This window comes from Pseudoalteromonas sp. MelDa3 (assembly GCF_002863625.1).
GTDB lineage: Bacteria > Pseudomonadota > Gammaproteobacteria > Enterobacterales > Alteromonadaceae > Pseudoalteromonas > Pseudoalteromonas arctica.
The window spans coordinates 1-16462 of the sequence record NZ_PJBR01000003.1 but is presented as its reverse complement, the minus strand read 5'-3'; the positions used below and the strand labels follow the sequence as shown (position 1 = coordinate 16462).

Genomic DNA, 16462 nt, shown 5'->3' with positions numbered 1-16462 from the left:
ATGAGCGAGCTTATGCAATTAGCCCACACTTCTACATCATTAGGTTTAACACAAAATAACAGTCAATTTATTAGTGCTCGTATTAATGATGTGCATCGAAAAAATCTCGAAAACACAGTGAAAGAAGGTTTTTTAGTTGCGTATAACGCTAAGCTTACCTCTTTTATGCCACTACTTTGCCAATACGTTACCGAGCAAGGAAAGTGCACGTTAGGGCTAAGGCAAGCAACTTCGCCATTGTTTATTGAGCAATATTTAGCATCACCCGTTGAAGATTTTTTAGATGAGAGCATTTCTCGCAATAAGATTTTTGAACTTGGTAATCTCTGCTCTACAAATCGAAGAGCAACACTTGCACATTTTATTATTGTTAACGAAGCTCTGCAAAGTGTGGGGGCAAAACATTTAGTGTTTTGTGCAACCAACAAAGTGCGTGCTTTATTGCGCTTACTTGGTGTTACGTGTACCGAAATTGCACTTGCGAGCAGTTTTGTAGTTGAGAACCCATTAAAGTGGGGCAGCTATTACGCCAACCAACCAACAGTATGCATTGTGAGCCTAGAGCAAGCTCACCAACAAGTATTAAATACCCCAATGCTTTATAGTTTGATGCAGCAAAACCACTCAAGTATTAATTCTTTGGTAAATGCATTGGTGAATGTATGAATTACTATAATACACATTCAATATCGCCATTAATTATTGCCCATAATAAAGAGCAAACACTTGAAATTAACGGTGGTGAGTTTAACCAGCAAATACAAAAAGTAGTAAAAATACTACAAAGCTTTAACGGCAAATGTGTCGCTTATAAGCTCGATAATACGCCAGCTTGGCTTGTTATTGATGCCGCTACTGCAGTTTCTAACAAAGTGGCTGTGCCAATTGCTCACTTTTTTAGTGAACAACAAACTCAATATGTACTAGCTCAATGCGGCGCTAATTTACTTATTTGCGACACGCTAAACCCTTTACTTGGGGAGCCGACTGCATCGATTACTTTATTTGAGTTTTACACATTATATATTTACGAAATCGTTGTAGCTAAACCCGTCAGTTATTTTCCAGAAACTCAAAAAGTAACGTTTACATCAGGATCGACTGGGCAACCAAAAGGCGTGTGTTTATCTGCAAATAGCCAAATGCAGGTAGCTCAATCTCTGTGCGATAAGATTAATATTAAAAAGCCTGTTCATTTATGTTTATTGCCGCTTGCTGTATTGCTTGAAAATATAGCCGGTGTGTATGCCCCCTTAAAAAGTGGCGGTACAGTGCATTTAATGCCGTTAAATGAATTAGGCTTTGTTGGAACTGTATTAAAACAACCCGCACAGCTTATAGCTGCTATTGATAAAGTTAAGCCAAATACGCTTATTTTAGTGCCTGAACTATTAGCATGCTTAGTTGCTTTTGCAGAAGATGGGTGGCAACCGCCTAGTTCGTTACAGTTTATTGCAGTAGGTGGTGCGCTTGTCAGCGAAATGCTATTAACCAAAGCGCGTAGCTTAAATTTACCGGTATACCAAGGTTATGGGCTTTCTGAGGCGGCATCTGTAGTTAGTTTAAATACGCCCACAAACGATAACCTTCACAGTGCAGGCTCTGTGTTACCTCATATTCAAACCAAAATTGAAAATGGCCAGCTTTTTATAAAAGGCGATTTGTTTTTAGGTTACTTAAATCATCAACCTCACGACAAAAACCAGTGGTATGCAACCGGTGATCTAGTCGAGCAGCATCAAAATACCTTATTTATTAAAGGCCGCCTAAAAAACCTAATTATTACCAGCATGGGTCGCAACATCAGTGCCGAGTGGCCTGAATCACTATTACTAAGTCAAAGCGGAATTTTACAAGCGGTTGTGTTTGGTGAAGGTCGACCTTTTTTAACCGCCATTATTTACGCCGATTCAAAGCTAAGTAACCCAGTGTTAGCTCAATACATTAACGCAATTAATAAACAACTACCCGACTATTCACGAATTCAAAAATGGTATCGTTTAACTGCCCCATTAAGTGTGCAACAAGGATTATTAACCACAAATAATCGCCCAAAACGAGATGCCATAAGTAAGCAGTACCATGCTGTGTTTGAGCAATTTTACCGACTTGGAGAAGTAATTAATGAGTGATTTTTTTAACACCCTCAAAGAGCAAACTAAACAAGAGCAAAACTATCTGCTTGCAGCGCCTATTATTCAGCGTGTTTTTAAAGGCGAAGCATCACTTGAAGAATACGCCTCGTTTTTAGCGCAAGCGTATCACCATGTTAAGCACACTGTGCCATTAATGATGTCGGTTGGTGCGCGATTAACCGACGATCAAGAGTGGCTGCGCGAAGCGGTCGCAGAATACATTGAAGAAGAGATAGGTCATCAAGAGTGGGTACTTAATGATATTGCAGCCTGTGGTTTTGACAAAGAAACAGTACGGTGTAGTCAGCCGCAATTTGCTACCGAAATGATGGTGTCGTATGCGTACGACTCCATTACACGTAAAAATCCATTGAGCTTTTTTGGCATGGTGCATGTGCTTGAAGGCACTTCTATAGCGCTTGCTGATGGCGCAGCTTCAAATATTGCAAATGCTGTGGGCTTACCTAAAAAAGCATTTAGTTATTTAACCTCTCACGGCGCACTTGATATAGAGCATGTAAAGTTTTTTGAAAACCTAATGAACCAAATAACAGATGAGGCGGATCAACAAGCCATACTCCATGGTGCAAAGCGCTTTTATCGTTTATACGGCGATATATTTCGTGGGCTCGATGACGAACCGTTTTTTAAAGCAAGTGCACAAGGCAAATTGGCATGAGTAGCTCTTTATGTGTGCTCACTGGCGCAACAGGCGGAATAGGGCAAGCGATTGCTAAAGCCCTATATGCAAAAGGGTGGAAGTTACTGCTTGTAGGGCGAAATACGCAAGCCCTTGAGGAGCTCAGTAGTGCATGCCCAGACAGTGAAATATTTACGGGCGATTTAACCGACGATACAACACGCATTAACTTAGCAATAAAAGCCAAGCAACTCGGTGGCGTTAAGTTACTTATTAACAATGCTGGTATAAATACAATGCAAAGCTTAGAGCACACAAGTTCTGAGCAAATAGACAATATGCTCGTTACTAATTTGTCGGTGCCTATTAAATTATGCCAGCTATTTTTAGGGCAGTTACACTATACCAAAGGCACCATTGTTAACGTGGGCTCATCGTTTGGCAGTATTGGCTACCCGTTTCAAACACTTTATTGCGCCAGTAAATTTGGTTTACGTGGTTTTACAGAAGCGCTCTCGCGTGAGTTGAATGGTTCAGGCGTTAAAGTGACCTATTTAGCACCAAGGGCAACAGATACATCCATTAATAGTAGTAAAGCGCGGGCAATGAATAAAGAGCTCGGTAATAAAATGGACTCGCCAGAATTAGTTGCTCAAGAGTTATTAGCACTTATAAATTCGAATCAAACAAGGCGTTTTATTGGTTTTCCTGAAAAATTATTTGCACGCATAAATGGCGCATTCCCAAGCGTTGTTGACAACGCTATTGCAAAACAACTTCCCAAAATTAAACGTTTTTTAAGTTAACAAACACACAAGGGCAAAATTATGTATAAATTTACACTCGCATTTTATTTAGTACTAACAATTGTATTTGCAACCGCAGTACACGCAGATGAAACACAAGACTTAACCTCTATTCAACAAAAGTGGGCAACTGCTAATTACGAACTTGAAGACGATGCGCAAATAGACGCGTTTACGCAACTAAGTGAGCAAAGCGCATTATTTGTTCAAAACTATCCAGGTTCGGCGCAAACACATATTTGGAATGGCATTGTGTTAGCCAGCTTTGCAGGCGCAAAAGGCGGGTTGGGTGCACTTGGTTTAGCAAAAGAGGCAAAAACGTCACTCGAAAATGCACTCTCAATAGATGGCAGTGCATTAAATGGCTCAGCTTACGCAAGCCTTGCAACGCTTTATAGCAAAGTACCTGGTTGGCCAATTGGTTTTGGTGATGACGACAAAGCTGAAAAATTATTTAAACAAGCGCTCGCTTTTAATCTCGAAGGCATTGATACTAATTACTTATACGGTGAATACTTGTATGACGAAGGCGATTATAAACAAGCTAAAGCACGACTACTTGTAGCACAAGCCGCGGGCATTCGTGATACTCGTGCAAAAGCAGATAAATATCGCCAACAAGCAATAAGCCAGCTATTGGTAAAAGTAGATAAAAAACTAAAAAGATAAACACATAATGCATTTATTACTCGTTGAGGACGATCATTTAGTGGCGCAAGGGCTTATTCGCTCTTTGCGTCAAGAGGGCTACAGCGTAGAGCATAGTGGCACAGTAAAACACGCCTTAGAGTGCCTTTCTAGTGGTGAAATTGAGCTTGTTATTCTCGATTTAGGATTACCTGATGGCGACGGCTCGCAAGTTTTAAAGCATATTAAAGCGCAAAAAAAAGTTATTCCGGTGGTTATTTTAACTGCTCGCGGCAGTATTGATGACAAAGTCCAAGGGCTTGACATGGGCGCTGACGATTACCTTGCAAAGCCGTTTGATCCTGCTGAGTTATTTGCTCGACTACGTGTAGCAAGTCGACGTGTTAATCAAACTCAATCTAGTTTGTTACAATACGGAGAAGTCGTAATAGACAGCTCAGCGCATACGGTGACAGTTAGTGGGAAATCACTTACATTGCCGCGTAAAGAATACATGCTTTTAAAAGCGCTGATGGAAAATCAGGGAAGGGTGCAATCAAAACAACAACTCGAAAACAAACTTTACCAATGGGGTGAAGAAGTTGGCTCTAATGCCATAGAGGTGCATATTCATCATCTTCGTAAAAAATTCCCTAGCGATTTTATTAAAACCTTACGTGGCATTGGTTACGTGGTTGGTAAGCGTTAGGGTGTGTTTATCTTTCGAGGTTGAAAATGTCTATTCGTAAACGTCTGACCTTAATTTTACTTTCAATGATGGTGCTTACTTGCTTTTTAGCATTAGTAAAAGGCTATCAAAAAAGCATGCACCACGGCGAAAACTTGCTTGATAATGAACTTAAAATAGTGGCTGGCGTTTTAATTGAACAACCATTAGCACTAAGCACAAATGCAGTACAAGTAAGCAATAATAGTGCTCAGTTGTTGTATCAAATTTGGCAAAATAATAGTTTACTTAGTGGCTCATCGAGTTTATCAAATAACCAAATTAGTTTTAGCGAGGGCTTTCAAACTGCCAATGTAGGAGGGCAGCGCATGCGAGTGTTTGTGATGAGAAAAAATACCCGTAAAGTCATCGTTGCTGAGCCTATGTCAAAGCGGTTTGAATTAGCTGAAGCCGTTATTTTATCTGCAATGTTACCTATGTTATGGGCTGTCCCTCTGCTTGCTATTTTTATAAGTTTTTTTGTTAAATACGCATTAGCCCCTCTTACCCGACTATCTAAGCAGTTGGCTACTCGCCAAGCAAACGACTTTACGCCAATTAACTGGCAGGTAACCGACGAAGAAATTAAACCTGTTATTAATCGTTTAAACGATTTATTTAAACGAGTAGAAACCGCTTACTTACGAGAGCGCTTTTTTGCTTCAGATGCAGCTCACGAATTACGTACCCCGCTCAGTAGCTTAAAAATTAATGTACACAATTTAGCTAGTAAGCAAAGCAACTCGCAAAACCATCAAGAACTCCAAGCAATGTCACAAGGCATTAATCGCTTAAGTAATATTGTTGAACAAATGCTAATTTTAGGGCGCACTCAGCCTGAGCAATGGCAGAGGCAGTTTAGCGAGCAGTCATTGCTAGCGATTACTCAGCAAGTTGTATCGGAGCAATACGACAAAATAGACGGAAAAAATCAAACGATTAGCCTCGAAGGTGATGATTTTGTAATTAATGGTGATGAATTTACATTAACCACACTCATCGCTAATTTACTTAGCAATGCCATAAAATACACACCTGATAATGGTCAAATTATAATTAAATTAGCGTCAAGTAATAACGGCTTTAGTTGGCAAATTGATGATTCTGGTGCGGGCATGACCGAAGAGCAAAAAGACCGGATATTTAATCGCTTTTATCGCGTGGGTGGCGATCAACATCCATCAGGCGAGCAAGGTGCGGGTTTAGGTATGGCGATTGTTCAACACATAATTGCTATTTATGGCGCAAGTATTCATTTAGCGAATAGCCCTTTAGGCGGACTAACCGTTAAGGTTACTTTTACAGGAGTAAAAAGTGACTAAACGTTTATTTAATCAATGTCTTTGTTGTTTGCTATTTTTGTCGTTTAACGCGGCGAGTAAAGAGTACCTTATTATTTTAAAAGATCATTTGTTTTATCCCTCGCAAATAATTATTCCCGCAAATAAAAAAGTAAAACTATTGATAGAAAACCAAGATAGTACACCAGAAGAGTTTGATAGCTTTGATCTAAACAGAGAAAAAGTACTCTACCCAAATCGTAAAAGTATTATTTATATAGGACCGCTAAGTAAAGGGCATTACGAGTTTTTTGGTGAGTTTTCGCCAAATACAGCAAGGGGCGTTGTTATAGTTAGCGATGAAGGGGCGCAGCATGCTAATAACTAGTTTAGTCATGAGCCTTAATCAATTACTACCTGTGGCTATTTTATTAGTGCTACTGCAAGTAGTTAAAAAACAAAGCTCTTTAAAAATAGGGTCTGCTTTAGTAATAGGCGCGGTAATGTCGTTTTTGTACATGCAAAGTGCGTCGTGGGTGAGCCAGTGGTTTGAACACCAAGGGTTAGAGTACTCACAAATAGGGCTATGTATCACTATATTTATTACTGTATTGGTATTTGCACTAAAGCAAAAGTCAGCGGCATTTTATATCGCAGTTATAAGCACAATAACGCTCTATTTAAGCCACTATATTATTTACCTCACCAGTTTTTGGCAAAATAATGATGCAGGGCAAAGCTTATTTATTGGCACTTTATTAGGTGTTGGAATTTGTTTAAGTTTTAGCGTATTGCTGTACTTTTTAATGAATGCAATTAAGCACCGTTTTGGTATGTATCCGCTTTTTACTTTGCTTGCTTTTAACAGCGCGGCTAAGTTATTAGTTGCACTGGATTTAGCAAGCCAAATAGATTTAATTACAAATACCTCAACAGTGTGGGATTTACGTGATTTGTTAAACGAAAACTCTGAGCTCGGCCGTGTACTGCGTGCTCTTGTTGGTTACGAGGCCACTCCTGATTTAATGAGTGTACTTATATATAGTACAAGCAGCGTGTTATTTTTATTGCTTTGTTATGTTATTCCAGCTTCAATAACTAAGGAACGTGTATGAAAGCACTCAACCTATATTTAGCGCTTAGTTTTACCGCTCTTTGTTTGTTGGTATTCTCAATCCAAGTAAAGGCTGATGGTATTGTTGTTGATAAGGTATATCACCCCTATGTTTTGCCTTTTGAGCGTGAGTTTGAGTGGCGATTAGTGTCGCACCAAACAGATAGTGGCAACATACTAGCGCAGCGTTTGGGTGGCGGTGGTGCTATTAACGATACAATGGCACTGGAAGGCTATTTAGTTGGTGAGCGAGACGATAACGGCGATTTTGGTTTAGAAGCTTATGAGCTTGAGCTACGTTGGCAATTAATTGAGCAAGGTAAATTATGGGCTGATTGGGGCGCGTTATTTGAGCTTGAAAAAAAGCATAACGAAGATGTGTATGAGGCAACTTCGGGTTTTGTGATCGAAAAAGAATTTGGAAAAACAAGTCTTACGCTAAACGCTTTTTTGGTTTATGAGTGGGGGCAAGACATTAAAAACGAATGGGAAAGTGAGTTTAGAGCACAATATCGCTATCGATATCGCTCTGCTTTCCAGCCTTCTATAGAGGTTTACGTAGGTGAAGACTTTATTGGTATAGGGCCTGGCTTTATAGGTTTACAGCGCTTTGATGGGCAAAAGCAATTAAAATGGGAAGCGGGTTTCATCACTGAGATAAGCCAATCAGAAAAAAACCATAGTTTTAGGCTCGCATTAGAATTTGAATTTTAATAACAACTAAAAGTAGTTTTGGTTGTTTATTATTCTGATTATAGATAGGTACTTGACATATTATTTAAACTCTATATAGTGGGCCGCAGCTAGAAAGAAAGCATGTAAGCTATAAATCTCCATTTCGATATAAGTAATACTTGTAGTACCGTCCTGAAGTTTTTAAAGTACCATCTCATTTTTTGCTACACCCGCTCTTATGAGCATATTTTTATTTTTATTTCAGGATATTACAATGTCTAACATCGTATCAGGTACAGTTAAGTGGTTTAACGAGTCTAAAGGTTTTGGTTTCATCGAGCAAGAAAATGGCCCAGACGTTTTCGCACATTTCTCAGCAATCAAAAGCGAAGGTTTCAAAACTTTAGCTGAAGGCCAACGTGTAGAGTTTACTCTTTCACAAGGTCAAAAAGGTCCACAAGCTGATAACATCACAGCTGTATAATTTTACTTTTTAAGTAAAATGAAAAAAAGCGCTTAAGGCGCTTTTTTTGTGTCTGAAATTTGACTCAAACCAAGCAACGTCCATTATCAATGTAAATTAACTAAATGATATTGCTATTATTAAGCCCCTCCTAATATTTGTTTTTCTATTCTTCTAAGTCATTCTTCTAAACCATTACGCTAATGCAAGTGAGTTGAAGCTTGTAACTTATACCGAACATTTCTCCCTTATAATTTCAAAACAACAAATTCAAAACGACAAAGACCAGCTTGTTAGTAGTACTCTCGATATTGTAAAAGATATTTGCACAGCTATTGATAAAACCTGCGAGTTTAAATTGCTTCTTTGGAAGCGTGCTTATAACTTAGTTCATAAAGACCCTCACTTAGGCATTGTTTCAATAGCGAAAACACCGAACGTGAACCTCTATTTATTGGAATTGGTATTAGTATAAATAATCAAAAAGATGCAAAGCAGTTTTCTTTAAAATTGTAAGGGGTGATATATACGAATCATAGTAAATAAAATTGGTTTTAAAGCGGGTAAAAACTTACTAATGTTTGGAGGCGAAAACAATATATGGATTTGTTTTTAAAAAGAAAAATAGATCTAATTTTGGGCTCATAATGACAATAATGCATCAGCTGGAACCTTTGACTATAAAGTGGGGAAGGTGCTGAAAGGCTGCAAAAATTACATCTTTGTGCGCTTGCTAGCAATTGCATCGCATTTAATAAGTAAGTAGTTGTGTGTGCCATAAAGCGATTTAACAAAGAATATAAAAAGTTAAAAATGAAAGATGATTTTGCCGCCTATAAGCATACTTACCTTCAATGATTTATCTTTCGTAAGGCAGCCCTTTATTTTGCTTTATTTTTAAAAATGCAGCTTGCAGTGCTTCTATTAAATGCATATCTGTTTTTTTATTTGCAGCTAAATAAGCATCAATTGTTAGCTCATCTATTTTATAAATAAACTTTAAGTGTGCTGGTTTGAGCTTTAGATAATCACTCATCTGCTGCATGAATAAAGGATCGTCTACAATTAAATCTACTTTTTTAGCTAATAGTAAGGAGTATGATTTTTGAATATCAGAGGTTAAAACAACTTCAAAGCCAAGTCCCGTGAGGGTTTGTGTTGAAAAGTCATTGCGTTGCATTGCAATTTTATACACTTTTGCTTGTTCAGTATTATTTATAATAAGATCATTTCGTTCTGATAGGCCGATAAAGCCCATCTCAAATCGTCCAACTGGTCCAATCCAATAAAATTTATTTTCTCGCTCTACAGTGCGTGCAAGGCTGTATATAAAGGTGTTTTTTAACTCATCTGCAATTTTATAAGCACGTGCCCAAGGATACATTTGAATGTTAGGTGTTAGATCAGCCTCAGCAAATATATCTCTAATAAATTGAGTACCTTCACCTGCTACCTCGCCATTAATCAATACTTGATTTGGTGGTGCTAACTCTGTAACAACAAGCAGGGCTTCCTTTGCTTGAACATACACAGAGCAAATTAAAAAAAGAGAATAAAGAATATATTTCACAATAGCGAATCGTCATTCGGTTAGCTTAAGTAATAATAAGTGTGGCTGAAAATATGAAAAACACAAAAAATTATTTATGTGAACTTGTTACTAAGATATTGGTTTATTTGAGTTATGTATAACTATAAAGGAGGCTAGATAGATAAGTGGCTTGAAGTTTGAAGTAGGTGAGGCTAAAAAATTAAGGCCTAAAACGATAAAAGGGCCTTGCGGCCCTTGGTGAAGTATCGTTCAAGTCAGATAGAGCTTTAACCCCTTAAAGCGCTATCCTCTTGTTTTGCAACACCGGTGTTCATCTCAATAAGTTTCTAAGCTAGCGAGAGGAAAAACCCAGCAATTGCTGCGCTCATAAGGTTAGCCATAGATCCTGCTAACACTGCTCTGAGCCCTAAGCGTGCGATATCCTTCCGCCGACTAGGCGCCATACCGCCTAACCCACCTAGTAAAATGGCTATCGATGATAAGTTAGCAAACCCACATAAAGCAAAAGTAACGATTGCTTGTGTGTGCGCGCTTAACGTATCGCGATAATTTATAAAGTCTAAGTAAGCAACAAACTCGTTTACTACTATCTTTTGACCAATAAAACTGCCGGCTATAATCGCTTCATCCCATGGCACACCTAGTAACCATGCAACTGGAGCAAATACATAACCTAATATTTCTTGAAGCGTTAATGTTGGGTAATCAAACCACCCGCCAATACCGCCTAATAAACCGTTTAATAATGCAATTAGCGCTACAAAAGCAAGTAACATTGCACCTACATTAAGTGCTAAATGCATACCGTTTGCAGCACCTGATGCAGCTGCATCAATTACATTTACAGGTTTATCTTCGTCATCTAAATCTAAATCAGCTAAGTTATCTCTAGGCGTTTCAGTTTCTGGCACAATCATCTTGGCCATTAAGAAACCACCTGGTGCAGCCATAAAGCTCGCAGCAATAAGATACTTAAGATCTACGCCAATAATTACGTAACCGGCCATTACAGAGCCTGCTACAGTGGCTAAGCCACCTACCATTACTGCAAACAATTCCGACTTTGTCATCGTTGCTATAAATGGCTTAACTATTAACGGTGCTTCAGTTTGGCCTACAAAAATATTTGCAGTTGCTGAAAGCGATTCTGTGCGAGAGGTCTTCAATAATTTTTGTAAACCGCCGCCTAAAATCCTAATTATCCAATCCATAATGCCAAGGTGATATAACACAGCAACAAGCGCTGAGAAAAACACGATAACTGGCAAAACTTGAATTGCAAAAATAAAACCTAATGTGTCTTGTGAGGCAAGTGGACCAAATAAAAACCCAATACCATCATTAGCATAACCAATAACCGACGAGACGGCTGATGACATGCTAGTTAACACATTTTTTCCTGCTTCGAAAAACAGAACAAAACCGCCTATAACAATTTGCATCGCAAATGCTATACCAACGGTTCTTAAATTAATTGCCTTGCGATTAGTTGACGCAGCAAAGGCAATGCTTAGTAGCACACACATGCCTACTAAGCTCATAAATGTTGTCATACAAATGTTTCCCGTTGTTATTCTTGTAGTAAATATTTAATTTTACTTTTTATTATATCAATCGCAACGCGGTTCATGCCGCCTCGAGTCACAACTAAATCAGCGTTATGCTTAGAAGGCTCAATGAATTGATAAAACATCGGTCTAACAGTTGCCTGATATTGCTCAACAACAGATTGTAATGTTCTGCCTCGTTGCTCCATATCACGTTGCATACGACGCATTAAACAAATATCTAAAGGTGTGTCTATAAACACCTTAATATCAAATTCTTTATTAAGCGCTTTATCACTCAATAGTAAAATACCTTCAACAATGAGTATTTTAGCAGCTGGCACTCGGCGTGTGGTTGCGCTACGCGTGTGCTGTGCATAATCATACGTTGGTACTTCTACTGAGTTACCACAACGAAGTTGCGTTAAATGCTCAAGCATTAATGCGTGTTCAAATGCATCTGGATGGTCGTAATTTGTTTGCGTACGATGAGCCATCGGCAAATGCGACTGATCCTTGTAATAAGCATCTTCTTCAATAATGGCGATAGCGCCTGGTTCAAGCTCATTAACCAACTCATTGTAAATTGTTTGGCTAAAAAGAGATTTGCCCGACGCTGATGCGCCTGCAATGGCTATAATAGTAGTTCGTGTCACTAAAGTTCTCATCCACACAGAAAGATATATTGTTGGTAGATCACAATAGCAAAAAAGACACGATTAATCTCTTTTGCTTCGCTCAAGGGTGCAAATTTATAATGTTTAGGTTTTATGAAACAGGACTTTTGTCCTGTACGGAAAATTCGATCAGCGGATAAAGTAACCACCTAGAATCAAAGTGAGGTCAAAATGGCAAGAGCAATTATTTTAATGGCAGATAGCCTAGGAATCGGTGCAGCACCAGATGCAGATAAATTCGGCGATCTTGGGGCTAATACATTCGCTCACTTACTAAAAGCATATTACGACGAAACAGGCAGTGCACTGTCGCTTCCTAACCTATCAAAACTTGGGTTGGTGGATGCATGCGAAGCTGCCGGTGGCGAACCGTGTTTAATTTCAGACCGCCAAGCTCCTCAAGGTGCATGGGGTTACGCTAAAGAAATCTCTAGCGGAAAAGACACACCATCAGGTCATTGGGAAATGGCAGGCGTACCGGTGTTATTTGATTGGGGATATTTCCCAAAAACACAGCCAAGTTTCCCACAAGAATTTATAGACGAGTTTATTGCTCGTACAGGTATTCCTGGCATTTTAGGCAATTGCCATGCATCAGGAACTACCATTTTAGAACAGCTAGGTGAAGAGCACGTAAAAACAGGTAAACCAATCTGTTACACCTCAGCTGATAGCGTGTTTCAAATAGCCGCGCATGAAGAGTCATTCGGCCTAGAGAAGCTTTATCAAGTTTGCGAAATCGCACGGGCGCTACTTGATGAAATGAACATAGGACGAGTGATTGCGCGGCCATTTTTGGGTTCAAATAGCCAAGACTTTGCCCGAACGGGTAATCGTCGTGACTATTCAGTACTTCCGCCAGCACCAACATTGCTAGATGTACTAGCAAAAGACGGCGGCGAAGTAATTAGTATTGGTAAAATTTCAGATATTTACGCGCATCAGGGCATAACCCAAAAGCATAAAGCACCTGGGCTTATGAACTTGCTAGAAAAAACCAGCGAAGTAATGGAAAGCGCGCCAGATCGCAGCTTAATCTTTACTAACCTAGTTGATTTTGATGAAAAATTTGGTCATCGCCGTAATCCAGTAGGATACGCAAAAGCATTAAAAGAATTTGATGACTATTTACCAACTATACTAAATCAGTTAAAAGCAGATGACGTATTAATGATCACTGCAGATCATGGCTGTGACCCAACCTTTCCAGGTTCTGAGCACACTCGTGAATACGTACCTGTTATTGCATACCAACCAGGTATGAGTAACACACCATTAGGTGAACGCAACAGCTTTGCAGATATAGGTCAAACACTGGCACAGTGGTTTAGCTTATCTGCGCTTGATTACGGCGACAGCTTTTTAAATGAGCTAAAAACGCCAAATAAAAAGGAAAACAATTAATGAGTACTCCGCATATCAGTGCAAACGTTGGTGATTTCGCCGAAACAGTATTAATGCCAGGCGATCCGCTACGTGCGCAATATATTGCTGAAAACTTTTTAGATGATGCAGTACAAGTTACAGGCGTTCGTAACATGTACGGTTTCACTGGCACTTACAAAGGTAAGCCAGTAAGTATCATGGGTTCAGGCATGGGCATTCCATCAATGTCTATTTATGCACGTGAGCTAATTGTAAGCTTTGGCGTTAAAAATATTATACGTATTGGTACGTGTGGCGGTATTGGCACAGATATCAAAATTCGTGACGTAATTTTTGCACAAGGTGCAAGCACAGATTCAAACGTAAACCGTGCACGCGTACGTGGCTACGATTTTGCTGCTATTGCTAACTTTGACCTACTTTTAAACGGCGTAAACGCTGCTAAAGAGCTAGGAATTAAAGCAAAAGTAGGTAACGTATTTACGACAGACACATTCTATCAAGCAGATGACTCGTTCTATAAAGACTTAGACAAGTTAGGCATGCTAGCAGTAGATATGGAAACAGCAGGTTTATACGGCGTTGCAGCTGAATACGGCGCAAACGCAATGGCATTATTTACAGTAAGTGACCACGTAATCACTGGCGAAGCAACACCTGCTGATGAGCGTCAAAGCACGTTTAACGAAATGGTTAAAATTGCATTAGAGTCAATAGCTTAAATAACACATAACAGTTCCTTGGTAACGTATTCACTAAGTTTTGGAGACACGCCCAAAGTGAAGTGAGACTAAACCTCCAAAGCCGCATTTTATGCGGCTTTTTTTATGCCTGAAGAAAATGGGTAGCAGCTTCTAATTACTTATACCAATTCGCTTAATTAAGTGATCTATTTTGAGGATGGAAAAACGTGTTGATAGCTAGGCAAAAAATTCGCTATTTAGTTGTTCTAAATGAGAATTTTTTAACGCAGGTAGCGACACGTTTAGCCCCTAAAAATGATTAAGTATTATTGCGGGTTGGTATTAATTCAACCATCTAAAAACTGCGTTTTTAAACGCTTGCAAGCAGCGCGTCTACAGGTGGATTTTAGCCACCGCGTTAAGTTTTCCACGTAGGCGCAGAGCTTGCTCGCGCGAGAAGCGCAGCTTCTAATTACTTAATCACCCATCCTAAAAACTACGTTTTTAAACGCCCGCAAGCAGCGCGTCTACAAGTGAATTTTAACCACCGGTTAAGTTTTCCACGTAGGCGCTAAGCTTGCTCGCGCGAGAAGCACAGCTTCTAATTACTTAATCACCCATCCTAAAAACTGCGTTTTTAAACGCCTGCAAGCAGCGCGTCTACAGGTGAATATTATAATCGCATTTTGACGTGATTCGCTGTGTTGTAGGCGCAGAGCTTGCTCGCGCGAGAAGCGCAGCTTCTAATTACTTAATTACACAACAAACTTAACCTTTAAAAACAAAAAAAGGGCCAAGGCCCTTTTTTATGATGTTGCGCCTAATCATACAGGCCAAATACCGAGTGCTTAAACAACTTCACCAGCTACTATCGTATTAAAGCTGTCGTTGTCATGTAAGCTTGCAAATGCGCTCTCATGTAATAGCTCATTACGTAAATTTGGAGAGTATTCAAGTGCCATTTTAATGTCGGCTAATGCATCAGCATGCTTATGTGTTAGTGCATAAGCACATGCTCGTTGCCAATAGGCATAACCATAGACACTATCTATATCAATGGCTTGATTACACAATTCAATGGCTTGTGCTGTTTCATTTATTTCTAATAACGCATCGGCCTTATAAGCAATGGCTTCAACATCCTCTGGTTTACGTTTTAAAATCTCATCAAATATTTCAATTTTATTAGCAAAATCACTTTCTAAATTGGCACGCATCCATAACGAATGAACCTCGTTGGTAACCGATATACGCTCTTGGTTACTGAGTATTTCTTCTGAGCGTACGCGTAGTTTTTCTTCAAGAATTTTTAATCGGTCTTCATACTCGTCAGTAATTACACTTACACGTGTATTTACAATATCTTCTACTTTGTTTTTAACATCGCGTAGTGAGTTCCAGCCCACTAAAACCAAAATAGAAGCCGTAGCGGTAATTATAAAAAATACATTATTAATAGTATCGGTAGTGTATGTTAACGCGCGATCTGCAGTATCAAGCTGTGCATGAGTAACTTGCTTAGTTACATCCTCACGGAGCTTTTGTTGATCTTGCCTTACGGCTTTTAGCTCGTCGAGTATGTAGCGCTCCATTAGCGGTTTAAACATAGACTCTTTAAGTTGTTTGAGGGCTTGTTGCTCTTGTTGTGCTGTAGGGGCTGCTGGTTTTTGTTCAGCAGAATTTACTATGCCCGAAAAAAAAGTTAAACAAACAAAAAGTGTAGATAGGTAATAACGCATCGGTACGCCTAATTAAATTAATTACTGTAATAACTTTAACATGCAGGGCTGAATGGCACTAGGGCGCGTTGACTTTTCAGGATTAAAATTGACCTAATTTAGATAGGAGCAATAGTTGTAAGAATTTTTTAGCCCAGTGAGCTTAGCAATAATAGGGTAAAGCATGAGCATTTTGCTAATACTTAGGTGGTTTTAGGAAAAAAATAGGCAAAAAAAAACCAGCTCAATATGAGCTGGCAAAAACTGCTTAAAACAACAATATGTCGTAGGGATTCACAGGAGAACAACTTCATACTAACTGAATCTTTATGAACAAATACTTAATTCAATTCAATTAGTTAAAAATATAAGAATACTCAAAGTATTCGGTTTATAAAGTAAAGGTGCATTGGGCTTAAGTAATGAACCTTT

At 39.1% G+C, this 16462-nt stretch carries 17 protein-coding genes; 13 read left to right on the top strand and 4 right to left on the bottom strand.

What is annotated here, in order from left to right; all coding sequences use genetic code 11:
- Positions 1 to 12 precede the first annotated feature (12 nt).
- The 11 genes from CXF89_RS00860 to CXF89_RS00810 all read left to right on the top strand — a co-directional run bounded on the left by CXF89_RS00860 (position 13) and on the right by CXF89_RS00810 (position 8488).
- On the top strand, positions 13 to 666 hold the full coding sequence (locus CXF89_RS00860) for a thermostable hemolysin (RefSeq protein ID WP_121953543.1): 654 nt from the start codon (positions 13 to 15) through the stop codon (positions 664 to 666).
- A complete protein-coding gene (locus CXF89_RS00855) occupies positions 663 to 2132 on the top strand; it encodes an AMP-binding protein (protein ID WP_121953521.1) in 1470 nt (489 codons plus the stop codon). The genes CXF89_RS00860 and CXF89_RS00855 overlap by 4 nt, the downstream gene beginning before the upstream one ends.
- Positions 2125 to 2814, top strand: a complete 690-nt coding sequence (locus tag CXF89_RS00850; RefSeq protein ID WP_101216030.1) for an iron-containing redox enzyme family protein — start codon at positions 2125 to 2127, stop codon at positions 2812 to 2814. The genes CXF89_RS00855 and CXF89_RS00850 overlap by 8 nt, the downstream gene beginning before the upstream one ends.
- Positions 2811 to 3581 (top strand): SDR family oxidoreductase, encoded by a 771-nt coding sequence (locus tag CXF89_RS00845; RefSeq protein WP_121953520.1) that lies wholly within the window; start codon positions 2811 to 2813, stop codon positions 3579 to 3581. The genes CXF89_RS00850 and CXF89_RS00845 overlap by 4 nt, the downstream gene beginning before the upstream one ends.
- Positions 3582 to 3602: 21 nt before the next feature.
- Positions 3603 to 4250 (top strand): tetratricopeptide repeat protein, encoded by a 648-nt coding sequence (locus CXF89_RS00840; protein WP_121953519.1) that lies wholly within the window; start codon positions 3603 to 3605, stop codon positions 4248 to 4250.
- Positions 4251 to 4257: 7 nt separating this feature from the next.
- Complete coding sequence (locus CXF89_RS00835; RefSeq protein ID WP_007376647.1) at positions 4258 to 4917, top strand: response regulator; 660 nt, start codon at positions 4258 to 4260, stop codon at positions 4915 to 4917.
- Positions 4918 to 4943: 26 nt separating this feature from the next.
- The gene (locus CXF89_RS00830; protein WP_121953518.1) at positions 4944 to 6257 is read left to right on the top strand and encodes an ATP-binding protein; all 1314 of its coding nucleotides are present in this window, start codon (positions 4944 to 4946) and stop codon (positions 6255 to 6257) included.
- On the top strand, positions 6250 to 6603 hold the full coding sequence (locus CXF89_RS00825; protein WP_024591521.1) for a cupredoxin domain-containing protein: 354 nt from the start codon (positions 6250 to 6252) through the stop codon (positions 6601 to 6603). The genes CXF89_RS00830 and CXF89_RS00825 overlap by 8 nt, the downstream gene beginning before the upstream one ends.
- Complete coding sequence (locus tag CXF89_RS00820; protein WP_121953517.1) at positions 6590 to 7330, top strand: iron transporter; 741 nt, start codon at positions 6590 to 6592, stop codon at positions 7328 to 7330. The genes CXF89_RS00825 and CXF89_RS00820 overlap by 14 nt, the downstream gene beginning before the upstream one ends.
- Positions 7327 to 8043 (top strand): hypothetical protein, encoded by a 717-nt coding sequence (locus CXF89_RS00815; protein ID WP_024607818.1) that lies wholly within the window; start codon positions 7327 to 7329, stop codon positions 8041 to 8043. The genes CXF89_RS00820 and CXF89_RS00815 overlap by 4 nt, the downstream gene beginning before the upstream one ends.
- A gap of 235 nt (positions 8044 to 8278) precedes the next feature.
- Positions 8279 to 8488, top strand: coding sequence for a cold-shock protein (locus CXF89_RS00810; protein ID WP_002959120.1), 210 nt, complete (start codon positions 8279 to 8281; stop codon positions 8486 to 8488).
- 838 nt (positions 8489 to 9326) lie between these two features.
- Here CXF89_RS00810 and CXF89_RS00800 read toward each other — a convergent pair.
- The 3 genes from CXF89_RS00800 to udk form a co-directional block, all read right to left on the bottom strand.
- A complete protein-coding gene (locus tag CXF89_RS00800) occupies positions 9327 to 10037 on the bottom strand; it encodes a substrate-binding periplasmic protein (RefSeq protein WP_121953515.1) in 711 nt (236 codons plus the stop codon).
- A 308-nt stretch (positions 10038 to 10345) separates the two neighbouring features.
- Complete coding sequence (locus tag CXF89_RS00795) at positions 10346 to 11572, bottom strand: NupC/NupG family nucleoside CNT transporter (RefSeq protein WP_007583535.1); 1227 nt, start codon at positions 11570 to 11572, stop codon at positions 10346 to 10348.
- A gap of 17 nt (positions 11573 to 11589) precedes the next feature.
- A complete protein-coding gene (gene udk, locus CXF89_RS00790) occupies positions 11590 to 12222 on the bottom strand; it encodes a uridine kinase (RefSeq protein WP_007583533.1) in 633 nt (210 codons plus the stop codon).
- Between the two features lie 192 nt (positions 12223 to 12414).
- On the opposite strand from udk, the gene CXF89_RS00785 reads away from it, so the two are divergent.
- A complete protein-coding gene (locus tag CXF89_RS00785; RefSeq protein WP_010555228.1) occupies positions 12415 to 13647 on the top strand; it encodes a phosphopentomutase in 1233 nt (410 codons plus the stop codon).
- Positions 13647 to 14351, top strand: a complete 705-nt coding sequence (gene deoD, locus CXF89_RS00780; RefSeq protein ID WP_002959109.1) for a purine-nucleoside phosphorylase — start codon at positions 13647 to 13649, stop codon at positions 14349 to 14351. The genes CXF89_RS00785 and deoD overlap by 1 nt, the downstream gene beginning before the upstream one ends.
- A gap of 809 nt (positions 14352 to 15160) precedes the next feature.
- On the opposite strand, the gene CXF89_RS00775 is transcribed toward deoD, so the two are convergent.
- Positions 15161 to 16051, bottom strand: a complete 891-nt coding sequence (locus CXF89_RS00775; RefSeq protein WP_007583526.1) for a tetratricopeptide repeat protein — start codon at positions 16049 to 16051, stop codon at positions 15161 to 15163.
- Between the last annotated feature and the right edge of the window lie 411 nt (positions 16052 to 16462).

Coding starts and splice junctions, on each gene's coding strand:
- CXF89_RS00835 (WP_007376647.1), top strand. CDS start 4,258: ATGCATTTATTACTCGTTGAGGACGATCATTTAGTGGCGCAAGGGCTT.
- CXF89_RS00855 (WP_121953521.1), top strand. CDS start 663: ATGAATTACTATAATACACATTCAATATCGCCATTAATTATTGCCCAT.
- CXF89_RS00785 (WP_010555228.1), top strand. CDS start 12,415: ATGGCAAGAGCAATTATTTTAATGGCAGATAGCCTAGGAATCGGTGCA.
- CXF89_RS00850 (WP_101216030.1), top strand. CDS start 2,125: ATGAGTGATTTTTTTAACACCCTCAAAGAGCAAACTAAACAAGAGCAA.
- CXF89_RS00815 (WP_024607818.1), top strand. CDS start 7,327: ATGAAAGCACTCAACCTATATTTAGCGCTTAGTTTTACCGCTCTTTGT.
- CXF89_RS00830 (WP_121953518.1), top strand. CDS start 4,944: ATGTCTATTCGTAAACGTCTGACCTTAATTTTACTTTCAATGATGGTG.
- CXF89_RS00840 (WP_121953519.1), top strand. CDS start 3,603: ATGTATAAATTTACACTCGCATTTTATTTAGTACTAACAATTGTATTT.
- CXF89_RS00810 (WP_002959120.1), top strand. CDS start 8,279: ATGTCTAACATCGTATCAGGTACAGTTAAGTGGTTTAACGAGTCTAAA.
- deoD (WP_002959109.1), top strand. CDS start 13,647: ATGAGTACTCCGCATATCAGTGCAAACGTTGGTGATTTCGCCGAAACA.
- CXF89_RS00845 (WP_121953520.1), top strand. CDS start 2,811: ATGAGTAGCTCTTTATGTGTGCTCACTGGCGCAACAGGCGGAATAGGG.
- CXF89_RS00795 (WP_007583535.1), bottom strand. CDS start 11,572: ATGACAACATTTATGAGCTTAGTAGGCATGTGTGTGCTACTAAGCATT.
- CXF89_RS00860 (WP_121953543.1), top strand. CDS start 13: ATGCAATTAGCCCACACTTCTACATCATTAGGTTTAACACAAAATAAC.
- CXF89_RS00820 (WP_121953517.1), top strand. CDS start 6,590: ATGCTAATAACTAGTTTAGTCATGAGCCTTAATCAATTACTACCTGTG.
- CXF89_RS00775 (WP_007583526.1), bottom strand. CDS start 16,051: ATGCGTTATTACCTATCTACACTTTTTGTTTGTTTAACTTTTTTTTCG.